Here is an 18,989-nt window from a genome sequence, read left to right as displayed (position 1 = left end):
TCATTTCCTCCATTTGCAGCATTATTTCCTACTGATAGGCAAACGAATAGTCATCGTTGTTCCAACATCTAGTTGACTACCAATCTGTATTCCATAATCTTCACCATATGTTAATTTAATTCTTGCTTGAACATTCATCATGCCATAGCCAAAATCCACTTTGTGTTCATGGTGCTTGTCAATAGAATCAAGTCTTTCATTCAGCTTTGTTAGTTTTTCTTCAGGTATTCCTTTCCCATCGTCAGTAACAGTCAGCACAAGAACCTCATTTTCTGTATTTGCTTTTATTGCTATATGACCAGGTCCTTTTCGCTCTTTAATTCCATGGTAAATCGCATTTTCAACAATTGGCTGAAGGACTAGCTTTAAGATTTGGATATCTTGAATAGACGGATCAATGTTTATAGAAAAATTGAGTTTATCTCGGTATCTTGCCTTTTGGATGCTCAAATAGCTTTGAATATGTGTGATTTCTTCCCTCAAAAAAATGATGTCATGCCCTTTATTTAGACCAATCCGAAATAGTCTTGATAACGCTGTCACAACATCAGAAACATCGTCAGCCCCACGTTTTCGCGCCATCCAGCTTATCGTATCCAATGTGTTATATAAAAAATGTGGTTTAATATGAGCTTGAAGGCTTCTTAGCTCAGCTTCTCGTTTTTGACGTTCTTGCTTTTCTGTCAATGAGAGCAATTCATTTATTTTTCGAACCATATGATTAAAGCTTCGTCCAAGCATACCAATTTCATCTTGTCTTTTACTTTCATATTGAATGGATAAATTACCTGATTCAACCTCTTTCATTGATGACATGAGCTGAAAGATAGGCCTTGACATGGAATTAGACAAATAATAAGAAGCCGCTATTCCAAATAAACAAACAAAAAACACAAAACAGATTACGTAAAAGTGGATCGACTTGACCTCATAAACTGATTCATCTGTTGAAAAGATCCCAACAGTTGTCCAATTTGTAAACGGAAGTCTTTGATAAATAAATTGAAAGCCATTCCCTTCAACTGTTTCAGAAAAATAGCCTGAATCCTCTCCTTGTAATAAACGACTTGGAGGGGTTACGACTAATGGATTTGCTGGTGAGTAAATGTCCTCTCCTTTTTCATCAATTACCATTAAATAACCCGTCTTTCCTAAGCGGACATTTTTTGTTGCTTCAGCAATAACACGAAGCTTTAAATCTATTAAAACAACCCCCATGACTTCTTGGGTTTCAGGCTCTAAAATAGCTCGAACCACCGTTACAACTTCATCACTTTCATAATTTATATGACTTGTAATCTCTCTATCTTTTGGATGACCAATGATCGTAAAAATCCCCTCATTATGAACAGCCTCTTGATACCATGACTCTTTTGTTAAGTTGGTATCGTTTTTGGGGTAAAGCTCATTACTAATAAATTGACCATTGCTATTTACGACCAGTATTCCAGCTATCTCTGGATATAGCGTTGAAAGCCCTTGCATAAATTGTTTTATTGAATAACGCTCAGCCTCTGTTTGGGATTCTGTAGTATTGGTAAGAAATCTTTCAATCTCTGGATCCATCGACAAGAGATAGCTTACATTTTGCATATTATTCATATATGATTCAAGCGTTTTATTCACTTGTCCGATTAATTGTAATGTGTGATCAGCCGCCTGTTTTTCTAAGATTCGCTCAACTGTATAACCTGTTAACAATCCTAAACCAATCGAAGGAACAATACTGATCAAAAGTAATAATGCGATCACTTTATGCTTGATTGATAAATTATTAAATTTATAGAAACGTTGTTTCATCTCTACAACCACTCTTCTTCTTTACTAGAATCAGTTTGCATAATATTCATGCAGATTCTCTTTCGTTACGATCGACACTCCTGTGTCAACATATTCCGGCAGTTGTTGACCTTGCTTTCCCTTAGATGTTTCACGGTTTTGCTGGAACAAAAATTGAAGGGACCAATATCCCATATTCCATGTTCCTTGAGAAACTGTTGCTGAAATAGATCCCTCCTGAATTTTATCTAAAGTAGGTTTATCTGTGTCAAAACTAATAACTTTGATTTCATTATTATTTTCATTTGCTTGAACAGCTTCTGAAATCCCTACACCACCATTCGCTTCTGTTGCAAAGATCCCTTTAATATCAGGGTTGGTTTTTAATAGCTCAGCTGTAACCTGTTCTGAATACAGCTCATCGCCTTTCCCATCCTTAATCGCAACAACTTCCATCTTAGGATATTCCGATCGTATTGTTTCCACAAACCCATCTGTTCTTTCCTGATGATTCAGTTGATTTGGTAAGGTAATGACAGCTACCTTGCCCTTATCATTTAAAAGCTCAGCCATTTTATGAGCACTAATCTCACCTGACGCGTAATTATTAGTACCTATAAATGATAGCGCTTTACTTTTTGGTGCATCTGAATCAAATAAAACAACAGGAATTCCGGCCTCTACTGCTTTATTAATCGTTGTATTTAATCTATATGGATCGATTGCAGAAATTGCAATTCCAGCTGGTTTTCTCGCAATCACTTGCTCCAAAACCGTAATTTGTTCATGAACATCATACTGAGTCGCCCCACGATACTCAACTGATACATCAAGCTCGGCTGCTGCATCCTCAAATCCCTTAATAGCACTCTTCCAATAATCAATCCCAGCAAGAAATGTAACCATCACATATCTCTCACTTCTATCACCTTGGATTCGATTTCCTTCACTAGTAAACGGACTTGATACAGAGTCCTTTAGATGGAAATTATACAAGTAGAGAAAAAAGATCAAAAATAAGAATCCGTAAACATATAAGAGCTTTCTCAACTGATTCACCTCTAGTTGTATAGAAATTACTTTCCGTTTGTGAGTTCATTATACACTTGTACGTACAGAGGCGCATCTAAAAGATAGTGGAATTTTATATAAAATTGTTTCTTAATAAAATCTGTTCGGTTAAAATATCTCTGTGTATAAAGAAAAGACATAGGTGAAGATAAAAACACAGTTCAGATAGACACTCCGAACTGTGTTTTTATTTCTTATTTGTTTTAAAACTCAGGCAATGAATCAAGGTTGTTTTCTTTGTTTCCATCTGGTTCACTTCTTAAAATATCACGTCCATATTTATGAAACACATCAACATGGGCGAGCTTACCTTCCTTTGCTTCTGAAAGTGCTTGTAAATAATCCAACTGTCTACCTGACTCTGTTTGAAAAGCGATTAGGTCCCCATCATCATTTCTTCGAACAGCTACTATTTTCTCTTGATTTGGATTCATATCCTCTGCTATTTCTGCTTGAACTTCATCTTGATTGGCTTGGCTTTTGTACTGGTTAAATACTTGTTCAAAACGATCCATTATTTATCACCTCATGATTTGTATAACCATTTGAAGTAATTTTATTCTTAAACCTTTAAATTACAAGAGTATTTTTCACAGTACTCAAGGAATAATTTCAACACGAAAAAGACCATCATTAACACTTTTCATGTAAATGATAGCCAAATATATTACTTACCGATATAGATTTTCTTTATTTTTTCTATTTCCTCTAATGCTATGTTTTCTGTAAAAGGCTTAATCAGCTCATCAAATTTCTCAAGCTTTATACTGAATTATACAAGACGACAAGCGCACTTGATAAAGGTCTTGCCTCAGTAATCACTATTTTTTCATTTTGCTTGGTTAAATAAAAAACATCATATGATTGATTTTCTTCAACTAAATTAATTGATCCTTCTTTTACATGATCAAGAGAAAAGTAATTTTCTTTTATGTATTTTTGAAGAATAACTTTTCCTGCTACAGGATCTTTTTCTATTTCCCTTAATTCCCTTTTCACAAGATCATTGCCTTTAATTTTCTCAAATTTCCCTTTAACAGCAATATAAAGTGCTAAAAGACCAGTTTCTTCTGAGGAGAAATTCCCCAGTTCAAAATTTTTATCCCTTTGAACTTCATATAGACACCAAATTTGACTGCTGTTCGAATTTTTTAATTTAATTCTACATCAAGATTAGAACTGCCGTCATTATTTTTAGGATACACGTAAATGATTGTATCCCCTTCGATTTCTTCTCTATTACTCGAATATTTATCTAATTGGTTCATTAAGACCTTATCGTTTATCATTTTTTCACCTCTTTTAAATGATAAGACTCTCTTAACTGCAATTCTAAATTATTTATATAATCTTTCTTTACACAATTTATATTACAGTAGAATCTTTAAAAAAGGTACATTACACATTAAATTTAGAAAAACGTAAACATTTTTAAAAAGACCTTGAAAGGATACCAATGTTAAACGAATGACCTTATGAGACAGAGAATTTTATAGTCATATAGTGTTTCATATAATAATAAAACAAAACTGACCTAAATATATTTATAGATCAGTTAATTTCTTGTTTCTCTTATAATCTAATTTTTAAAACATCTATACTAGTTTAAGTGTTTTATTTCCTTTATTATTTCAATCTCGTCCTCATTGATTTGCTTTTCATAGTAATATTTATCCGTTCTTTCAAATCCATTTTCTCTAGCAAGTTTAGCATCATTAGTACCGAGCGTAAAACTGTTTGTTACCTTATTGAATGTAAGATTATAAACATTCCCATTAAATTTCGCTTTAAAATCAACTTCATAGATTTTATCTAATTCTTCTTTCTTTACTTCCTTAACAAAAAGTTGAGGCAACGTACTTGTATTTTGAACAGTACTCTGATAAATCTTCTCATAGAATCCATTCTTTTTGTCATTTTTATCACTACTTACTAACCTTACAAGATTTCCCTTTACACTACTTACTTTATAAATTTTAGCATTATATACTGCAAAAACACCTTTTTCCATATAGTTCTCCTTTTTTATTTAAGTGGAATAAATACTTTAAGATCACTATCAAACACTGCCACTAACTTTTCTTCCCCATTTGTTACACGATATCATTCAGCTCCATCTTCTGGAAAGTACCTATTATTAAATTGCCATTCCGGAATTACTTCATTATTCCTCGAGGCAGTAAAACCATTAAGTGTACATGGCAGTCCATCTGTATTTTTACCTCCGAAACGTTCTTCATAAGGTATATCAATTTTATCCACTTTGCTTGAAGAAAATATAATTTTTCCATAAGAATTACCATCATCAGGAAAAGGTCTATTTCCATTCCAAGAAGTATAATCTAAACGAAGAGATTCTACAACCTCCTCATATCTAGATAAATGCGCAACGTCATCAACTGGTATCGTTTTTTGTAACTTGGTATCCTTTGTAATAGATGGTACAGAATCTCTTATATCCTTCATTACAATTATTTCATTATCTGTATAATCCTTAACGCTTTTTACCTTTAATGAATTAAACTCATCTAAACTTATCCCGTTTTTCTTTAATATTGGTTCCATTTGATTAATAAAACTATTTGGCGACCTTTTATTACTTGGTGTTGACTTTGAACTCAGCACATTATAAACCGCGTTCTCCGCCTGCAACCTATTCACATAATAAGCCCCACCACCTACAGCCAACAACCCAAGTGCCTGATAAAGACTATTCTGCTGCTGTTCTACAGTTAATTCATTCCCAAACATATCCTTACCAGTTAGATACTCATTAAAACCATTCGCTGAGACAAGGCCGTAAATCCCCATCTCAGATTTTTAATGTTAAATGCTATATAAATTTGTTTATCAGTATACATATTCTTCAAATGCACAAAAAAACCTGAACTATTTTATAGATCAGGTTTAATATTTTTTTCAACTAAATAATACACCACTTAAAGGAATCTCTAGTAGATTATAACATTTAGAATGCCTTAAAAGATTAAAATCCCTATCTTTTACCCTTAGTTATTCCCATGAATTACATTTTTTTATCGTATGATTTAAAATAAGTAAGTTTTTAATTTTTATATAGTATCAGAGATATAACTATATACTATTAGTTTTAGACTCTAACACCTTCAATTTATCGTGCAATACCTAGCCTTTCAAGTATTCCTGCTCCAAAATCTACACCGAAATAGAAATCAGACCAAGATTCATCTGAATTTTCAACATCTACAACACCACAAACAACAGATACTTCAGCTTTAGGATGAGTTGTTAAGTACACAAATTGATAACCTTTTGGTCTTGTTAACTTCAATAATAATTCACCATTTATATTAAATATTTGTAAAGATTCTGGATTTGTTGGTTCTTTCCCAACTAGATAAGCTACGACATTAGTCTTTTCATAATGTTTTGCACTTACAACATTAACTAGATCAATACTTACTTCTTTATCATATATTCTCCAGGACGTTTTATTTTCACTTGTAAAAATCATGTTTTAACCTCCACTAATTAATTTTCCTTACTTCCATTACCTTCAAATATTTCATTCTATCAGCTGGACTAACAAGCATTTGTACCTGATGTCCTCCACCAGATAAGTACTTACCAATAGGTTCATCGATTTGTGGTCCTACTTCACCAGAAATAACAGGTAGCTCATCAACAACTTCATATGTTACCACTCTGTCAATTTCAGGTTTCCATTCAGCTTTAACAGCAAGTTGATTTCTAACGTAATTAACATCTGTAATTTTATCAAATGTTCCAAATCCACCTGGCCTTTCTTCAATTTGACCCGGGCTAATAGCCATTTCGATTCTTGTACCAGGTTTCAAAGTAGTTTTTGCAGCCTCTTTATTAAATCCTAACGGCCAAGGGTCTTCCTCTTTTAGAATTTTCATAAATACATTTGCTTGTTCTTCAGTAGAACTATACTGTCCCTTTGTTGCTTGGATAAACTCCTCAAAAGCTTGCCTTCTTAATGGTTTAGTAGATTCATCTGCACCCTCAAGGATTATTTTGTTTAATACATCATCTATATCCTCGGTAAAATTTTTACTTGGCACATCAAGTACTTTACTTCCATCCTGCAACCTATTCACATAATAAGCCCCACCACCAACAGCCAACAACCCATGTGCCTGAGCAAGACTATTCTGCTGCAGTTCAACCGTTAATTCATTCCCAAACATATCCTTACCAGTTAGATACTCACTAAAACCATTCGCTGAGACAAGGCCGTAAATTCCCATCTCGGCTTTTTCTAGGTTTGAGAAGGTTTTGGTTGTTCGGTAGACGTCCAGGGCTTGGTCTGCGGCGTTCATGCCATTAGCAGTTTTGTAGATGGCGTTTCCGCCTTTAGCGATTCTTCCGGCCCAGCCGACGATTGGGATAAAGCCTGCTGCTGCCATGGCACCGGCAGCGACTCGTTGCCCTGTTGTTAATTTTTCGCCAGTGACAGGGTCAACTCCTTCTGAGGCACGAATATAATCGTAATATCCGGTGATTTCTCCTGTGAAGGTTTTGATGCCGTCCCATGTTTTTTCGTACCATGGTCGGTTTTCTAGTTCTTCTGCTTTTTTAAGCTCTTCTCTAAATTGTTCTTGTTCTTCTTTGAATGTAAGGTATTCGTTTGCGTATTGTTCGACTTCATCTGTTAGTTGATAGGCTTCACTTGCTTTGTATGCCTGGGAATCGAAATTAATTGGTTGTATTGTGTTTCCTTGGGCCGTTGCCTCTAACAGTTGCTGGAAGAGAGCTGCTATATCGAATAGCATTGGTGTAATAAAGTCTAGCAAGCTGAATTTACACATAAAAAGACCTATCAAAGATAGAATAGGCCTTTTAAGTATAATTTTCATATAAGGGGTGTCTTTCATAATTTCAAATATTCAAATAATGATCATATTAAATACTTGTAAGGGTTCAGTTACATCAAATTCTAACTCCCACTTCTATCTAATAAGCTAAGTTTATTTTTGTCAGTTCACCGGTACTTAAATCTAACTCAAAATGCCACGAATTTCTTCCATATGAATCCGAATGACTACCTTCACATACAACGGTTATTTTATCTGAAGATGTCGATAAATATAAAAATTTATAATCTTTAGGTGCATATTTCTCAAACTTTAATCCACCTTCCAGATTATATCCAATAACACGATCTTTTGAGTTTTGGCCGTTTGCTAAAATAATTACAACCTCTTGTTCTAAGAATAGCTTAGCATTTATAATATCTTTACATTTTAATTCAACTGACTTTCCTTTATAATCCCAACTTACTGTACCTTTTATTTTATCATATGAAAAAATTTTATTTCCCTCAAATGAATAATAATAAATTGTGTCCTCAGAAAAGTTTTCCCCACAAACAATATATATATATCTATTCTCTTTTTCGACGTTTACAAAATTTATTTTAGAAATCTGAAGTTCAACCTTTTTACTATTATATTCCCATATTACATTACTTGAGTCGAATTTATAATCAACACCACTCATTATTTTTACCTCCTCATTTATTTGCCCTCACTGCTATTACTTCCAGATAATTCATTTTATCTTCTTTCCAATCTAACATTAGCTGAATTTGTGTACCTCCACCAGGTAAGTATTTATTAGCATTTAGATCAATTTGTGGACCGACTGGGCCTTCTAGTACAGGTAATTCTACACCTTGTTTTACTCTATATGTGACTACTTTTCCGAAGTCTTCTTTCCAATTAGACTTAATAGCTAAATTTTCCTTCGCATATTCAATACCTGTAATTTTATCAAACGTTCCAAAGCTTCCAGGCTTATGAATTGGTTGCCCGTTATCAAGTACCATCTCAAACGTATCACCGGATTTTAATACTCCCTTTTTCGGAATAAAACCTTCTGGCCACGGAGATTGTTCCTTAATTAGAGTAATATAGGAATTCTTAGCTTTTTCAATGTCAGTAATAGCTGTATTTTCAAGAAATTCATCCCAGGTCTTTTTTGACCCATGTTTAATAGCTTCCTCATTTATCCCTCTAACATTAATTCTACTATGCAATTCTTCCGGAGAAATATCCCCATATTTATTTCTTAGGTATTCTCCTCTACTCTGACTGTTATTAAGTTTTGTAATAGGTACCTGATAAACCGCATTCTCCGCCTGCAACCTATTCACATAATAAGCCCCACCACCTACAGCCAACAAACCAAGTGCCTGAGCAAGACTATTCTGCTGCTGTTCAACCGTTAATTCATTCCCAAACATATCCTTACCAGTTAGATACTCACTAAAACCATTCGCAGAGACAAGGCCGTAAATTCCCATCTCGGCTTTTTCCAGGTTTGAGAAGGTTTTGGTTGTTCGGTAGACGTCCAGGGCTTGGTCTGCGGCGTTCATGCCTTTAGCGGTTTTGTAGATGGCATTTCCGCCTTTTGCGATTCTTCCGGCCCAGCCAACGATTGGGATAAAACCTGCTGCTGCCATGGCACCGGCAGCGACTCGTTGCCCTGTTGTTAATTTTTCGCCAGTGACAGGGTCAACTCCTTCTGAGGCACGAATATAATCGTAATATCCGGTGATTTCTCCTGTGAAGGTTTTGATACCGTCCCATGTTTTTTCGTACCATGGTCGGTTTTCTAGTTCTTCTGCTTTTTTAAGCTCTTCTCTAAATTGTTCTTGTTCTTCTTTGAATGTGAGGTATTCATTAGCATATTGTTCGACTTCGTCTGTTAGTTGATAGGCTTCACTTGCTTTGTAGGCTTGTGAGTCAAAATTGATGGGTTGGATTGTGTTTCCTTGGGCAGTTGCCTCTAACAGTTGCTGAAAAAGGGCTGAGAAATGATACTCGGCACTTTCTGATATCATATATTCTTCTTTTAATTGTTGATCTAGTGTATCTACAGCTTTAATCGTATCTTCTCTTTTCTTCTTTGCATCTGACATTGCGGAATCAAATTGGTCTAATGAAAAAGCGTCAAGAGAGACAATATCATCAATCCCCCTAAAGATCTTTTTAAGATCTTCTTGCTGACTTTCGACCATTGCGATATGGTTATTCGCTTGGATGGAAAGATCACTTTCAAGAAAGTTGACGTCCACAACTGTGTCACCTGATAAGTCAGATTCATTTATTGATCCTGACACACCATTAAAAAATGCAATTTGCATGTCTGTGAAACGAAGCAAGGCTTCTACCACATCAATTTGTGCTTGGTAAAAGCCTTTGATGGCATCTGCTCCATTTCCTTTTAGGTTCTCATCAAGCTGGACGATATCTGTGAATTCCTTTTTTAGCTGTTCAAGCTTTTCTCGTAAATCTTTATAGACTGTTGAGCGATCCTCCATTGCTTCTATTAGCGTTTTTGCTTCAAATACTTTCACGTTCGCCATCTGCCCTTTCCGTTAGTTTCTCGTAATGGCTTCATCCTGCTCTTTTAATGATCGTACATTTGCCTTTGTATCTTCTAGATTTTTCCCAACAATTTGAACATAATCATTCATGAACTGGTGAATCCTTTTCTCTCTTTCCAGAAAATAAGCGGTGAAATCCAAACGATTTTTTCCCATGTCACTAGAGGCAGGAACTGTAAGTTTAATGGATGATAGGGCTGAATCTGCCTCATTAATTTCCTTCACAACGGCTTCATAATTTAATTTGATAGTTACCATTAAAATAACCGCCTTTTCAAATCACTAATTCGGTCGGACAATTCATCAATGGCGTCCTCCCCCATATTTACTAAATCTCCAGCCTCGTGAGCTAGGGCACTTGCAGTATTTAAAGCCATTCTCTCTATTTCTAGTACATTTATTTTGTTTTCAATCGTATATTGATAGCTATTATAGCTGTATTGTCCGATGTTTTTCATGATGTTGTAAGCTTGTTCTCTTTCATCATTAAATTCCTCAGACCGCTTCCCTGTCCATTCCCTGCCTAAGTCCGGTTGTTTAATTTTTTCTATTTCCTGCAATAGAATAGATTGTTCACTACTAATCTCACTTTTTGCTTTTTTTAGTCGTTCGATTTTCTCATCAACGTCATGTGATCGTGAAGATATCGTCCGTTGAAGAGAATATAACGTATTTGATAAACTCATACCATTCACCTCACTAGCTATTTTTTAGCGATCTTTTGCTTTGTTGATTGTTCCAAAACAAAATGACTGTGATAAGTGATATCATACAGATCACAACTAAGGCCCAAATGAAAAGGGATAAGGGCTTTGTAGAGGAAGTTGTTTCTTCCCCTACTGTTTGCCCTTGTGATAACTTCTCTGTTGATGAAAACAATTGTAAATTTTCTGCTTTTGTTTTGATTGTATTAAGATTTTTTGCATTTTCTTTAAATAATGAAGAAGCAATTTCGGTATCATTAGACGTTTTTTTTCCTTCGAATGTTAAACCTTTTTGTTCTTCAGGGATGTTTGTACGTTGCTGATTTTGCTTATTGTCTAGCAATAAATCCTTATTGATTTTTACATTTTCCTTTTGATAGTCGTTTGGCACGAGCTCATCAATATTTGTCTCTGCTAATACAACTTGATCTTGGATTAGCAGAAAACTTACGACAAAAAATAGAAACCAAAAGTATTTTTTGTTAGACTTATGCATCATAGGTCTCAGATCCTTTATCAACCGAAACCATTTCAGTTCTTCCAATAAAATACTGAAGTGCTCCCAATCCTAAAATGATGCAGCAAAGTGCAACCATTGCTTGGGTAAACAGTGATTCAGTTCCATACTGAATACTCATGTATACTTTGGACATCGGATCTTGGAAGCTGAAATTTGGTGTTGTCAGAGCGAGTAATGGTGTGACATAGAAAATGACCATACCCACTGTAATAAATGTCCCGACAAGCTGATGAACCGCAAAACCAACTCTGACTAATGCTGATCCAGCCATTAATAAGAATATTGTAAACACAGTCCATTCCACTGCACTTTCTTCTCTTAATGGATAAATTTCTAATCCAAAAAGACTGATGACAAATCCGACGATTAGATTCAATAGGACAAATAAAATTGCCTGAATCCATAATGGCGGTTGTTTGAAATAGTAACTTGTGTAACCAATTAACAAGCTACATACAAGGACAATAAACAAAACAACGACCGGTGGGATATTCTGAACAGTTGTGCTTTTCGTTTCCTCTGGAACATCGCCACTTATTTTTAATGGGTTTGTTAAAAAGTCATACACATATCCATTAGACTGGCCATCGACAAACGCATTTCCTAATACGCTAAAGACGTCATCTCGAATAAGCTCTGTTGATGCGACATTTGTTGCCCATTTTTGGTTTAATTTATCCGCATCAGCTTGAACATCGTTGATTCTTCCTTGTAATTCATCAGTGTAATCCACAATACCGCCTTGACTTTCTTGAACGGATTCAAGCCATGTGTGGATCGACTCCATTTGGCTGCTTATTTGCTCAGAGCCTAAAATCATTTCCTGTCCTTCTACTGTTGACGTAGGAGTTGACTGTGAGAGCATTTTTTCCGGCTGTTGAATTTGTTCAAGAACTGTTTGTGCCTCCTGTTGAATCGCTTCAAGGCTTTCCATAAGCTTAGCTTGATTTTCATCAACTGCTTTTCGATATTCGACCATAAAGACAGTGAAGTTGTCTTCCATTGTTGTCAAAGCATCTTTCGTGGTTGGGATTTCTTCTCTCATCACATCCCAACGATCTTGCTCCTCTGTTGTAATAGCCACAATTTTATTTGCTTCTTGCTGTAGGTATTCATCATTTAATGTTGCTGTTTTTGCTTGATCCTCGGAAACCATGCTTTTTAAGGTAGCGTGATAACGATCAAGATATGAGTAATAGAACATCATATCTAGAAGATCTTTGCTATTTATTTCCTTGGTAATAATTCCCTCTATGTTCTCTTTTCTTGTTTCTGATAATGCTTCTGATGTTAAAATTGCATCCTCTTTTTTTGAAATTGCTTTTTTTATACTAGCTTCATAATCCTTGTATAGTTTAAGTTCTTCATTAACAGCTGTGAACTTATCATAAAGATCCTTATACAGAACCTGTAATTCTTGCTTTTCTATTTTGAGAGTATCTCTTTCACCTTTGACTGTTTCTAATTCAGTCTCTAAATTTCGAATTTGTTCTGTTGTAGATTCAATTGTATCTGCTAGTGTTTTTTGTAAATCTTCTAACTTTTCTTGAAGCGGATTTTCGCCTTCACTCTCCTTTTCTGATAAAGAAGTGTTTAAGGTCGCTAACCTTTCACCTAATTTCTCTAACCCTTTTACTGTAGTAGCAATATTCTCAGGCGTTAGCTCTTCTAGTGCTGCAAGCTCATCTTTAAGCTTTGTCATTTCCTCAGCAATACTTGTAATCTCTGATTTATCTTCCTCTAAATCTACGTATTTCCCATCATTTTCATCAGTTTCAGAAGGAAGGGGTTCTATTATTGTCTCTTGATTCTCAGAAGTTAGCTGATCATTATCTTTTTCTTTCTCACCCTCTTGGTTTTCATGTTGAGTGTCTGTGCCTTTGTTAGAACCGACTAATACATTTATTTCATTTTGATTTTCTGTTTCATATTCTGTAGGTAATTCATCCAATCCATCTTCAAGCAATTCACTATACTCTCCAATTTTGTCCTCGAGATCTTTAAGCTCTAATGTTCTACCCGTTAGCCCCAAGTAAAAATCTAAAATCTTTTTCTGAAACTCATAGTAATCACTTATTTGTCTTGCAACTTGGCTATATCTTTGTTCCTCAAGCTGAGTATAAAGCTGCTGTGACTGAGTCATTCGTGTATTAAGCTGTTGCATGCTTTCTACAATAGAACTACCTTCATCTTCAAAAAGACGAATAGATTGCACAAATAACGGCTGCTGATTATTTGTTGCTTCGTTTACTGTTTGAATTGCCTGTGATTGGAGATCCGCTAGAATTTTTTGCTGGTTATCTTGGTATTCTTTATATGTTTCAACATATTCTACAAAGCTAGCTAAGCTTTGTTCGTACCTTTCTACCATTGATTGCTGTTCAGTTGTTTGGCTTCCAGCTTGCTCAATTGAAGTTTGGAGACTTGCTAGCATCACCTTTTGTTCTTCAATATGCCCTGCTAAATCTTTAGAGCTAGGTTTATAGAAAGCAGTCATGGCTTCCTGAAAGGCCATTTCTTTTTGAAGAATTTCATCAAATTCTGCACGAATATTCTCTAAATCAGCTGAAACATAATTCCAGTATAGTGTCGAGATTTTTTGATTTACTTTTTTCGTTGCTTTTTCTAACTCTAATAAAACTTTTTCCTTGTTTACAGCGTTTAGTTGACTTTGAACTTTGTATTCAAAATTTGTTTTTACAGGGGTTTCTTCATTATAGGACATCACATTTTCAGAAAAATTTGATGGTAAGTAAACAACCGCATCGTATTTTTGATTAAGCAGGCCATTTTCACCAGCACTTCTTCCGACAACAGTCCATTCAAAATTTGAGTTTTCACTTAATATACTCGCAACATTCTCACCTAGCTGAATGTTTTCTCCTTCTTCTTCATACCCATTGTCTTCATTGATAATCGCTATAGTTTGAGCCGCACTTGCTTTTTGAACTTTAAACGGATTATCACCGATTGCACGAAAGAAAAGAAGGGGCGTAATGACGATTAAGGTAATGGCTACAAGTAATTTGATAATAGTTGATGTTTGTTTCATATTTGCACCTTTCTTTCTACATGAACAAGCGGGATTTGGATGCTTTGTTCTTTGCCATTTTCAACATAATAGCCGTAACCTGGCTGAATTTCTGGTTCCTTTCGATCGTACGTAAGAGTGAACAAGGTTTGTTCTGATTTTTTCATTAACACGACCGCTTGGCGAATTTGTTTAATTTCTAGTGTTAATGGATCATATCCTTTTGTTAATTCATTGTTGCTGCCAGATACGATCATGTTAAACCCTAAATGGCTGTAATTTTTTATCATTCGAACAAGTTTATCTTGTAATGGATTATCTAGCTTTTGCAGGAAGTTCGCGTACCCATCTACAATCAATAAAACTGGCGAATTGGTATTTAACGGTTTTCCTTGCTGAATATACTGCTGATACGTTACTTCTCTTTCCAGCAACACGTTTTCAATAGTTTCAATCCATGATGCAAAGTGATCTTTACCTTCTAAGTAAACAACTCTATCTTCCCCTATATATGCAGACAAGCCTCGATCGATTGAATCAAAGATTGCAACATGTTCGAGTTGTTGATCTATTGCTGTATGAATAAAGGCCTTTAATGTATTGGTTTTTCCTTTTTGCGCCTGACCTAACACTAGACAGTGCTTCGACCTTGTAAGGTTTACATAAACTGGTTTAACTGTTTCCTCATGCAAGCCAATAGGCAGTAATCCCAATTTCTTTTCTGTATAAGAGGCAAAATTGATCATCGTTAATTCAGTTGGAAGCATAGGTACTGGAGCTGGCTTCTCAATATGGTGATATTCCTCTTTAAGTTGCTGCACCAGCTGCTTTACGTTTTCCATCTGCTCAAAGTCATCTTTTCCTTCAACCGGAAGATATACTTGGGAAAAGAAAGCTGTATCCTTTTTCACAATCGCTCTTCCTGGAATGGACTCTGGAGCAAATGGCAAGCGTCCTAGCATTGTATAAGCTTCTGTTTGATCCATTAGATAGTGAACAATCTTTGTTTGTAAGTTATTCATTAATGACTGACGAACTGAGTTAATTCGCGTCGCTGTCAGCATTATATAAATACCTAATGATTGGCCATCACGTGCAAAAGTGTTCAGCTGCTGTTCAAGCTCGAGCATCTCTTCCTTTACAAGGTCAAAATTATCAACAACTAAGAAAAGGAGTGGAAGCTGCTCTTCACTTAAAGCATTATACATTTTAATCGAACTAACCTCTTGCTTTTGAAACAGTTGCTTTCTACTCGCTACTTCATCTCGAAGAATATTCATGAACTTCTCAATTTTACGTTCTTGGTCTAATAGAAAATAATCTGCTGTATGTGGCAGCTGCTTTAAAGGCAATAACCCACCATTTCCAAAATCCATTAAATAAAAATGAATTTCCTTAGGAGTAAAGGCTTTTGCCATGCCAAGAAGCATGGTTTGCATCGTACTTGTCTTCCCGTAGCCAGCAGAACCAAATATTCCGATGTTTCCATCTTCAATTACGTCATATGAGTAATCAGATTGGCTTTGTTTTTCCGGCTCATCAATTCGTGCAAACATGATGCTCGCTTTGTCTTTTAATTCCTCTTGCTCCTCAAGATATAATCGAGATGGTAGAGGCGGAAGCCATGGACTTGGTAATTTATTGAGCTCCAGTTTTTCTTGTACATCATTGATTTTTGAAACAATAACGGCGATTTCACTTAACACTTCTTTTTGCTTTTGGTCTTGTACGCTTACCTCAGATAGGGGAATCAATCCTAGATCTGTAACAATCGCAATTTCATCCTCGATATCAAGTGACTCGTCTTCATAATATGGTGCACCACTCCATGCAGATTGAAAAAGCTCATATACTTCATTATTCCCGACCTGTAAATAACCACGGCCAGTTTGAGTTATAGACGCCGCATCACCATTTTTTAATATTTCTCGGCTATCCTCTGTGTTTTGAACCTTTAATGCTACTCTAAAGCGCGCATTACTCCAAATCTGATTATCGATTACCCCCCCCGGCTTTTGGGTAGCAAGGATAAGATGGACACCTAAGCTTCTCCCGATACGTGCAGCGCTGACCAATTCTTTAATAAAGTCCGGTTCTTCTGCTTTTAGCTCTGCAAATTCGTCAGAGATTAAGAAAAGATGTGGCAAAGGCTGCTCTGCTTTTCCCTCTTTATAAAGCCTTGTGTAATCATTAATATGTGTGACAGTATGCTGATCAAACAAGCGCTGCCTTCTTTTTAACTCACTTTTAATGGAAGCAAGTGCCCGCATACTGAAGTTTTTACTTCCTTCAATATTAGTAATCGTTCCAAGTAAATGCGGCATATTTTTAAACGGCTGTGCCATCCCTCCACCCTTATAATCAATAAGAAGAAATGCTACCTCATGTGGATGGAAATGAACAGCAAGTGATAAAATATAGGTTTGTAAAAATTCACTTTTTCCTGAACCTGTCGTACCTGCTAAAAGTCCATGTGGTCCATGTGCTTTTTCGTGAAGGTTCAAATCGATCGTTTCTTCCTTGCCTTTTAATCCAACGGGTACAGCTAATGATTTTGCAGATTCACGTGTCATCCAGTTTTGTTCAATTGGGAGCTGATCAACGCTTTTTACGTTCATCATTTCTAAAAAGGACACTGAATCTGGAATCGAGTTGGTCATTCCGATTTGATGATCAAGAGTTCTAAGCATCCTTGCATACATTTCGTTATCAGCTTGTTTATGTTCATCTAATACAAAAGGAATTCGGACCGCTTTTTTCTGTTGAATTAAAATATCACCTTGCTCATCATTGATATAACGAATAAGAGTGTGAATATTATCTGATAAGCTTTCCTTCGCCTCCGCTGCAAAAATGACAGAAATGCCCAGGTGCTGATGATCTCCTTCAAGATACTCAAGTATGACATGATCAGAAATCAGCTGATGATTTGTAATAATAAACACATAATGTGGGGAGTACTTGATTTTCTCTTTTTCCTCTTCAAGATCTCGCTCTCTTACCATTTCATAAAGGGAATATAATAACTGATCTCGAGATCTTTCATTATAGATAAACCCTTTGGCATGGGAGCCTGCTAGTTGAAAATGCGGAAGCCACTTCATCCACTCCCAGTCCTTGTATTCTTGTTCATCAAAAATAAAGACAATCCTTAGGTCATGATAGCTATGAAAAAATGCTAGCTGGCCGACTAATTGATGAATCTCCTTTTTCAATACACGATCTTTCCCGATTAATCCCATGGCACCCTCTGAAAGATTCGCTGTAATTGGAAGGTTTTGAAGGTTTTTATACGATTTTTCTAGAGTTTGAGATTCCTCTAGTAACTCATCCATTTCACGGTTAGACATGTCTGAAGCATTGGATGAAATTGTGTAGCTTGCCGGAACGGTACCAGTCCCAAGACGAAACTGGAGAAAGTCCGGACTTTCCATTGTTCTTTCCCAAAGTCTGTCTGAAAGTTGATTTGTTAAATACTTCATCCTCTCAAACGCGGGAAAATGGAATTCAAGAACTTCTTTTTGTTTATCTGCAAGCTGTTGAAGCTCCTGTCTTTTCGAGTTTAAATAATTCGTGTAAATTCGTTTTCGACGTTCCTTGGCTTTTTTCTGGTTTCCCCTATCCCTAAAGTATTGGACTGTTGAAGTCACAAGTGTTGTCATAAACATAACGATTGAAACTATAATAAAAATCCCACGCGGAATTAAAAATGCAACAAGTCCCATAACGATCAGCATCACAAGGGGTGGCATAATTATTAACCACAAACTCCGATTAGATCCCTGAGAATCTTGTGTTGGAAATGAGAGCTGAACCTTCTCATCAGGCAGTTCATAAACCATACGAGGTGTTCTGCGGTAAACCGGATATTTTTTTTGCATTTCTGATAAAGGTAGAATCGCTTCAGAAAGAACTGTTTGATACGTTTCTGCAGATTCGATTTGAATGAAGTCTTCTTCAAGTAAGGTGATTTTCATCGTTGCCCACATGATGATGTCACCAATTTCTAATTGACATGGTTGTTCGAGGCTTTGACCATTTATATATACAACTCCATTTAGGTTTGATACATGAAAACCATTAGAATGTTGGATGAACGAAAAAGATGCCTTACGATTATCTTTCTTATAAAAGCTTGCGCTTTGATCACCAGTTGAAAAAGATATTTCTCTTAAATGCCCGACATAATGCGTTTTTTTCTCCAAAGAAGGAGCAAGGTAAAATCCTACCTTTTCTCCCTTCATATCAAGTGTACAGTACTTATTAAGCTCAATATGGATATCCTGTTGGTCCGCATCGTTCTGCACCCAATATTCACCATCACGATTCATCACACACAAGGTGTTTGATATGGTTGGGCAGGTAATCGTATGATCTTTACTTGGACCGATGGTTATTTGCTGTTTTGAAGCTTTTTTTAGTTGAATTTCCTGGTATGAATGCTTTGTAAAAAACCAAAGCGTAGCCATATGATCACCACCTGTTTCT

Annotated in this window: 16 protein-coding genes; all 16 read right to left on the bottom strand. The window is 35.8% G+C overall.

Going from position 1 to position 18,989, the window contains the following annotated elements; translation table 11 throughout:
- Window positions 1–21: 21 nt before the first annotated feature.
- Window positions 22–1,800, bottom strand: coding sequence for a cache domain-containing sensor histidine kinase (locus AC4GZ8_RS11455; protein ID WP_491081980.1), 1,779 nt, complete (start codon window positions 1,798–1,800; stop codon window positions 22–24).
- Between the two features lie 30 nt (window positions 1,801–1,830).
- On the bottom strand, window positions 1,831–2,829 hold the full coding sequence (locus AC4GZ8_RS11450) for a substrate-binding domain-containing protein (RefSeq protein WP_491081979.1): 999 nt from the start codon (window positions 2,827–2,829) through the stop codon (window positions 1,831–1,833).
- A 224-nt stretch (window positions 2,830–3,053) separates the two neighbouring features.
- Window positions 3,054–3,365, bottom strand: coding sequence for a DUF3892 domain-containing protein (locus AC4GZ8_RS11445; protein ID WP_491081978.1), 312 nt, complete (start codon window positions 3,363–3,365; stop codon window positions 3,054–3,056).
- A 247-nt stretch (window positions 3,366–3,612) separates the two neighbouring features.
- A complete protein-coding gene (locus AC4GZ8_RS11440; protein ID WP_491081977.1) occupies window positions 3,613–3,849 on the bottom strand; it encodes a hypothetical protein in 237 nt (78 codons plus the stop codon).
- Window positions 3,850–4,001: 152 nt separating this feature from the next.
- A complete protein-coding gene (locus AC4GZ8_RS11435; protein WP_491081976.1) occupies window positions 4,002–4,139 on the bottom strand; it encodes a hypothetical protein in 138 nt (45 codons plus the stop codon).
- Between the two features lie 311 nt (window positions 4,140–4,450).
- Entirely contained in the window at window positions 4,451–4,861 is a 411-nt protein-coding gene (locus AC4GZ8_RS11430; protein ID WP_491081975.1) for a UCP033725 family protein, read from the bottom strand.
- A 92-nt stretch (window positions 4,862–4,953) separates the two neighbouring features.
- Entirely contained in the window at window positions 4,954–5,661 is a 708-nt protein-coding gene (locus AC4GZ8_RS11425) for a hypothetical protein (protein WP_491081974.1), read from the bottom strand.
- A 319-nt stretch (window positions 5,662–5,980) separates the two neighbouring features.
- Window positions 5,981–6,343: a hypothetical protein gene (locus tag AC4GZ8_RS11420; protein WP_491081973.1), complete on the bottom strand. Its 363-nt coding sequence runs from the start codon at window positions 6,341–6,343 to the stop codon at window positions 5,981–5,983.
- Between the two features lie 13 nt (window positions 6,344–6,356).
- On the bottom strand, window positions 6,357–7,664 hold the full coding sequence (locus AC4GZ8_RS11415; RefSeq protein WP_491081972.1) for a pre-toxin TG domain-containing protein: 1,308 nt from the start codon (window positions 7,662–7,664) through the stop codon (window positions 6,357–6,359).
- A 145-nt stretch (window positions 7,665–7,809) separates the two neighbouring features.
- Window positions 7,810–8,355 (bottom strand): hypothetical protein, encoded by a 546-nt coding sequence (locus AC4GZ8_RS11410; RefSeq protein WP_491081971.1) that lies wholly within the window; start codon window positions 8,353–8,355, stop codon window positions 7,810–7,812.
- A 13-nt stretch (window positions 8,356–8,368) separates the two neighbouring features.
- Complete coding sequence (locus tag AC4GZ8_RS11405) at window positions 8,369–10,225, bottom strand: ribonuclease YeeF family protein (protein ID WP_491081970.1); 1,857 nt, start codon at window positions 10,223–10,225, stop codon at window positions 8,369–8,371.
- A gap of 12 nt (window positions 10,226–10,237) precedes the next feature.
- Window positions 10,238–10,504, bottom strand: a complete 267-nt coding sequence (locus AC4GZ8_RS11400) for a YwqI/YxiC family protein (RefSeq protein WP_491081969.1) — start codon at window positions 10,502–10,504, stop codon at window positions 10,238–10,240.
- Window positions 10,504–10,932, bottom strand: a complete 429-nt coding sequence (locus tag AC4GZ8_RS11395; protein WP_491081968.1) for a YwqH-like family protein — start codon at window positions 10,930–10,932, stop codon at window positions 10,504–10,506. Before AC4GZ8_RS11395 ends, AC4GZ8_RS11400 begins: the two co-directional genes overlap by 1 nt.
- Window positions 10,933–10,945: 13 nt before the next feature.
- A complete protein-coding gene (essA, locus tag AC4GZ8_RS11390) occupies window positions 10,946–11,449 on the bottom strand; it encodes a type VII secretion protein EssA (RefSeq protein WP_491081967.1) in 504 nt (167 codons plus the stop codon).
- A complete protein-coding gene (esaA, locus tag AC4GZ8_RS11385) occupies window positions 11,439–14,522 on the bottom strand; it encodes a type VII secretion protein EsaA (protein WP_491081966.1) in 3,084 nt (1,027 codons plus the stop codon). The genes essA and esaA overlap by 11 nt, the downstream gene beginning before the upstream one ends.
- Window positions 14,519–18,970 carry a type VII secretion protein EssC gene (gene essC, locus AC4GZ8_RS11380; RefSeq protein WP_491081965.1) on the bottom strand — a complete coding sequence of 1,484 codons (4,452 nt, stop codon included), beginning with the start codon at window positions 18,968–18,970 and terminating at the stop codon, window positions 14,519–14,521. Before essC ends, esaA begins: the two co-directional genes overlap by 4 nt.
- Window positions 18,971–18,989: the final 19 nt, after the last annotated feature.

It is taken from the genome of Metabacillus sp. RB-C-LZQ-3-1, from assembly GCF_058315175.1.
This window is presented reverse-complemented; position numbering and strand designations above follow the sequence as displayed.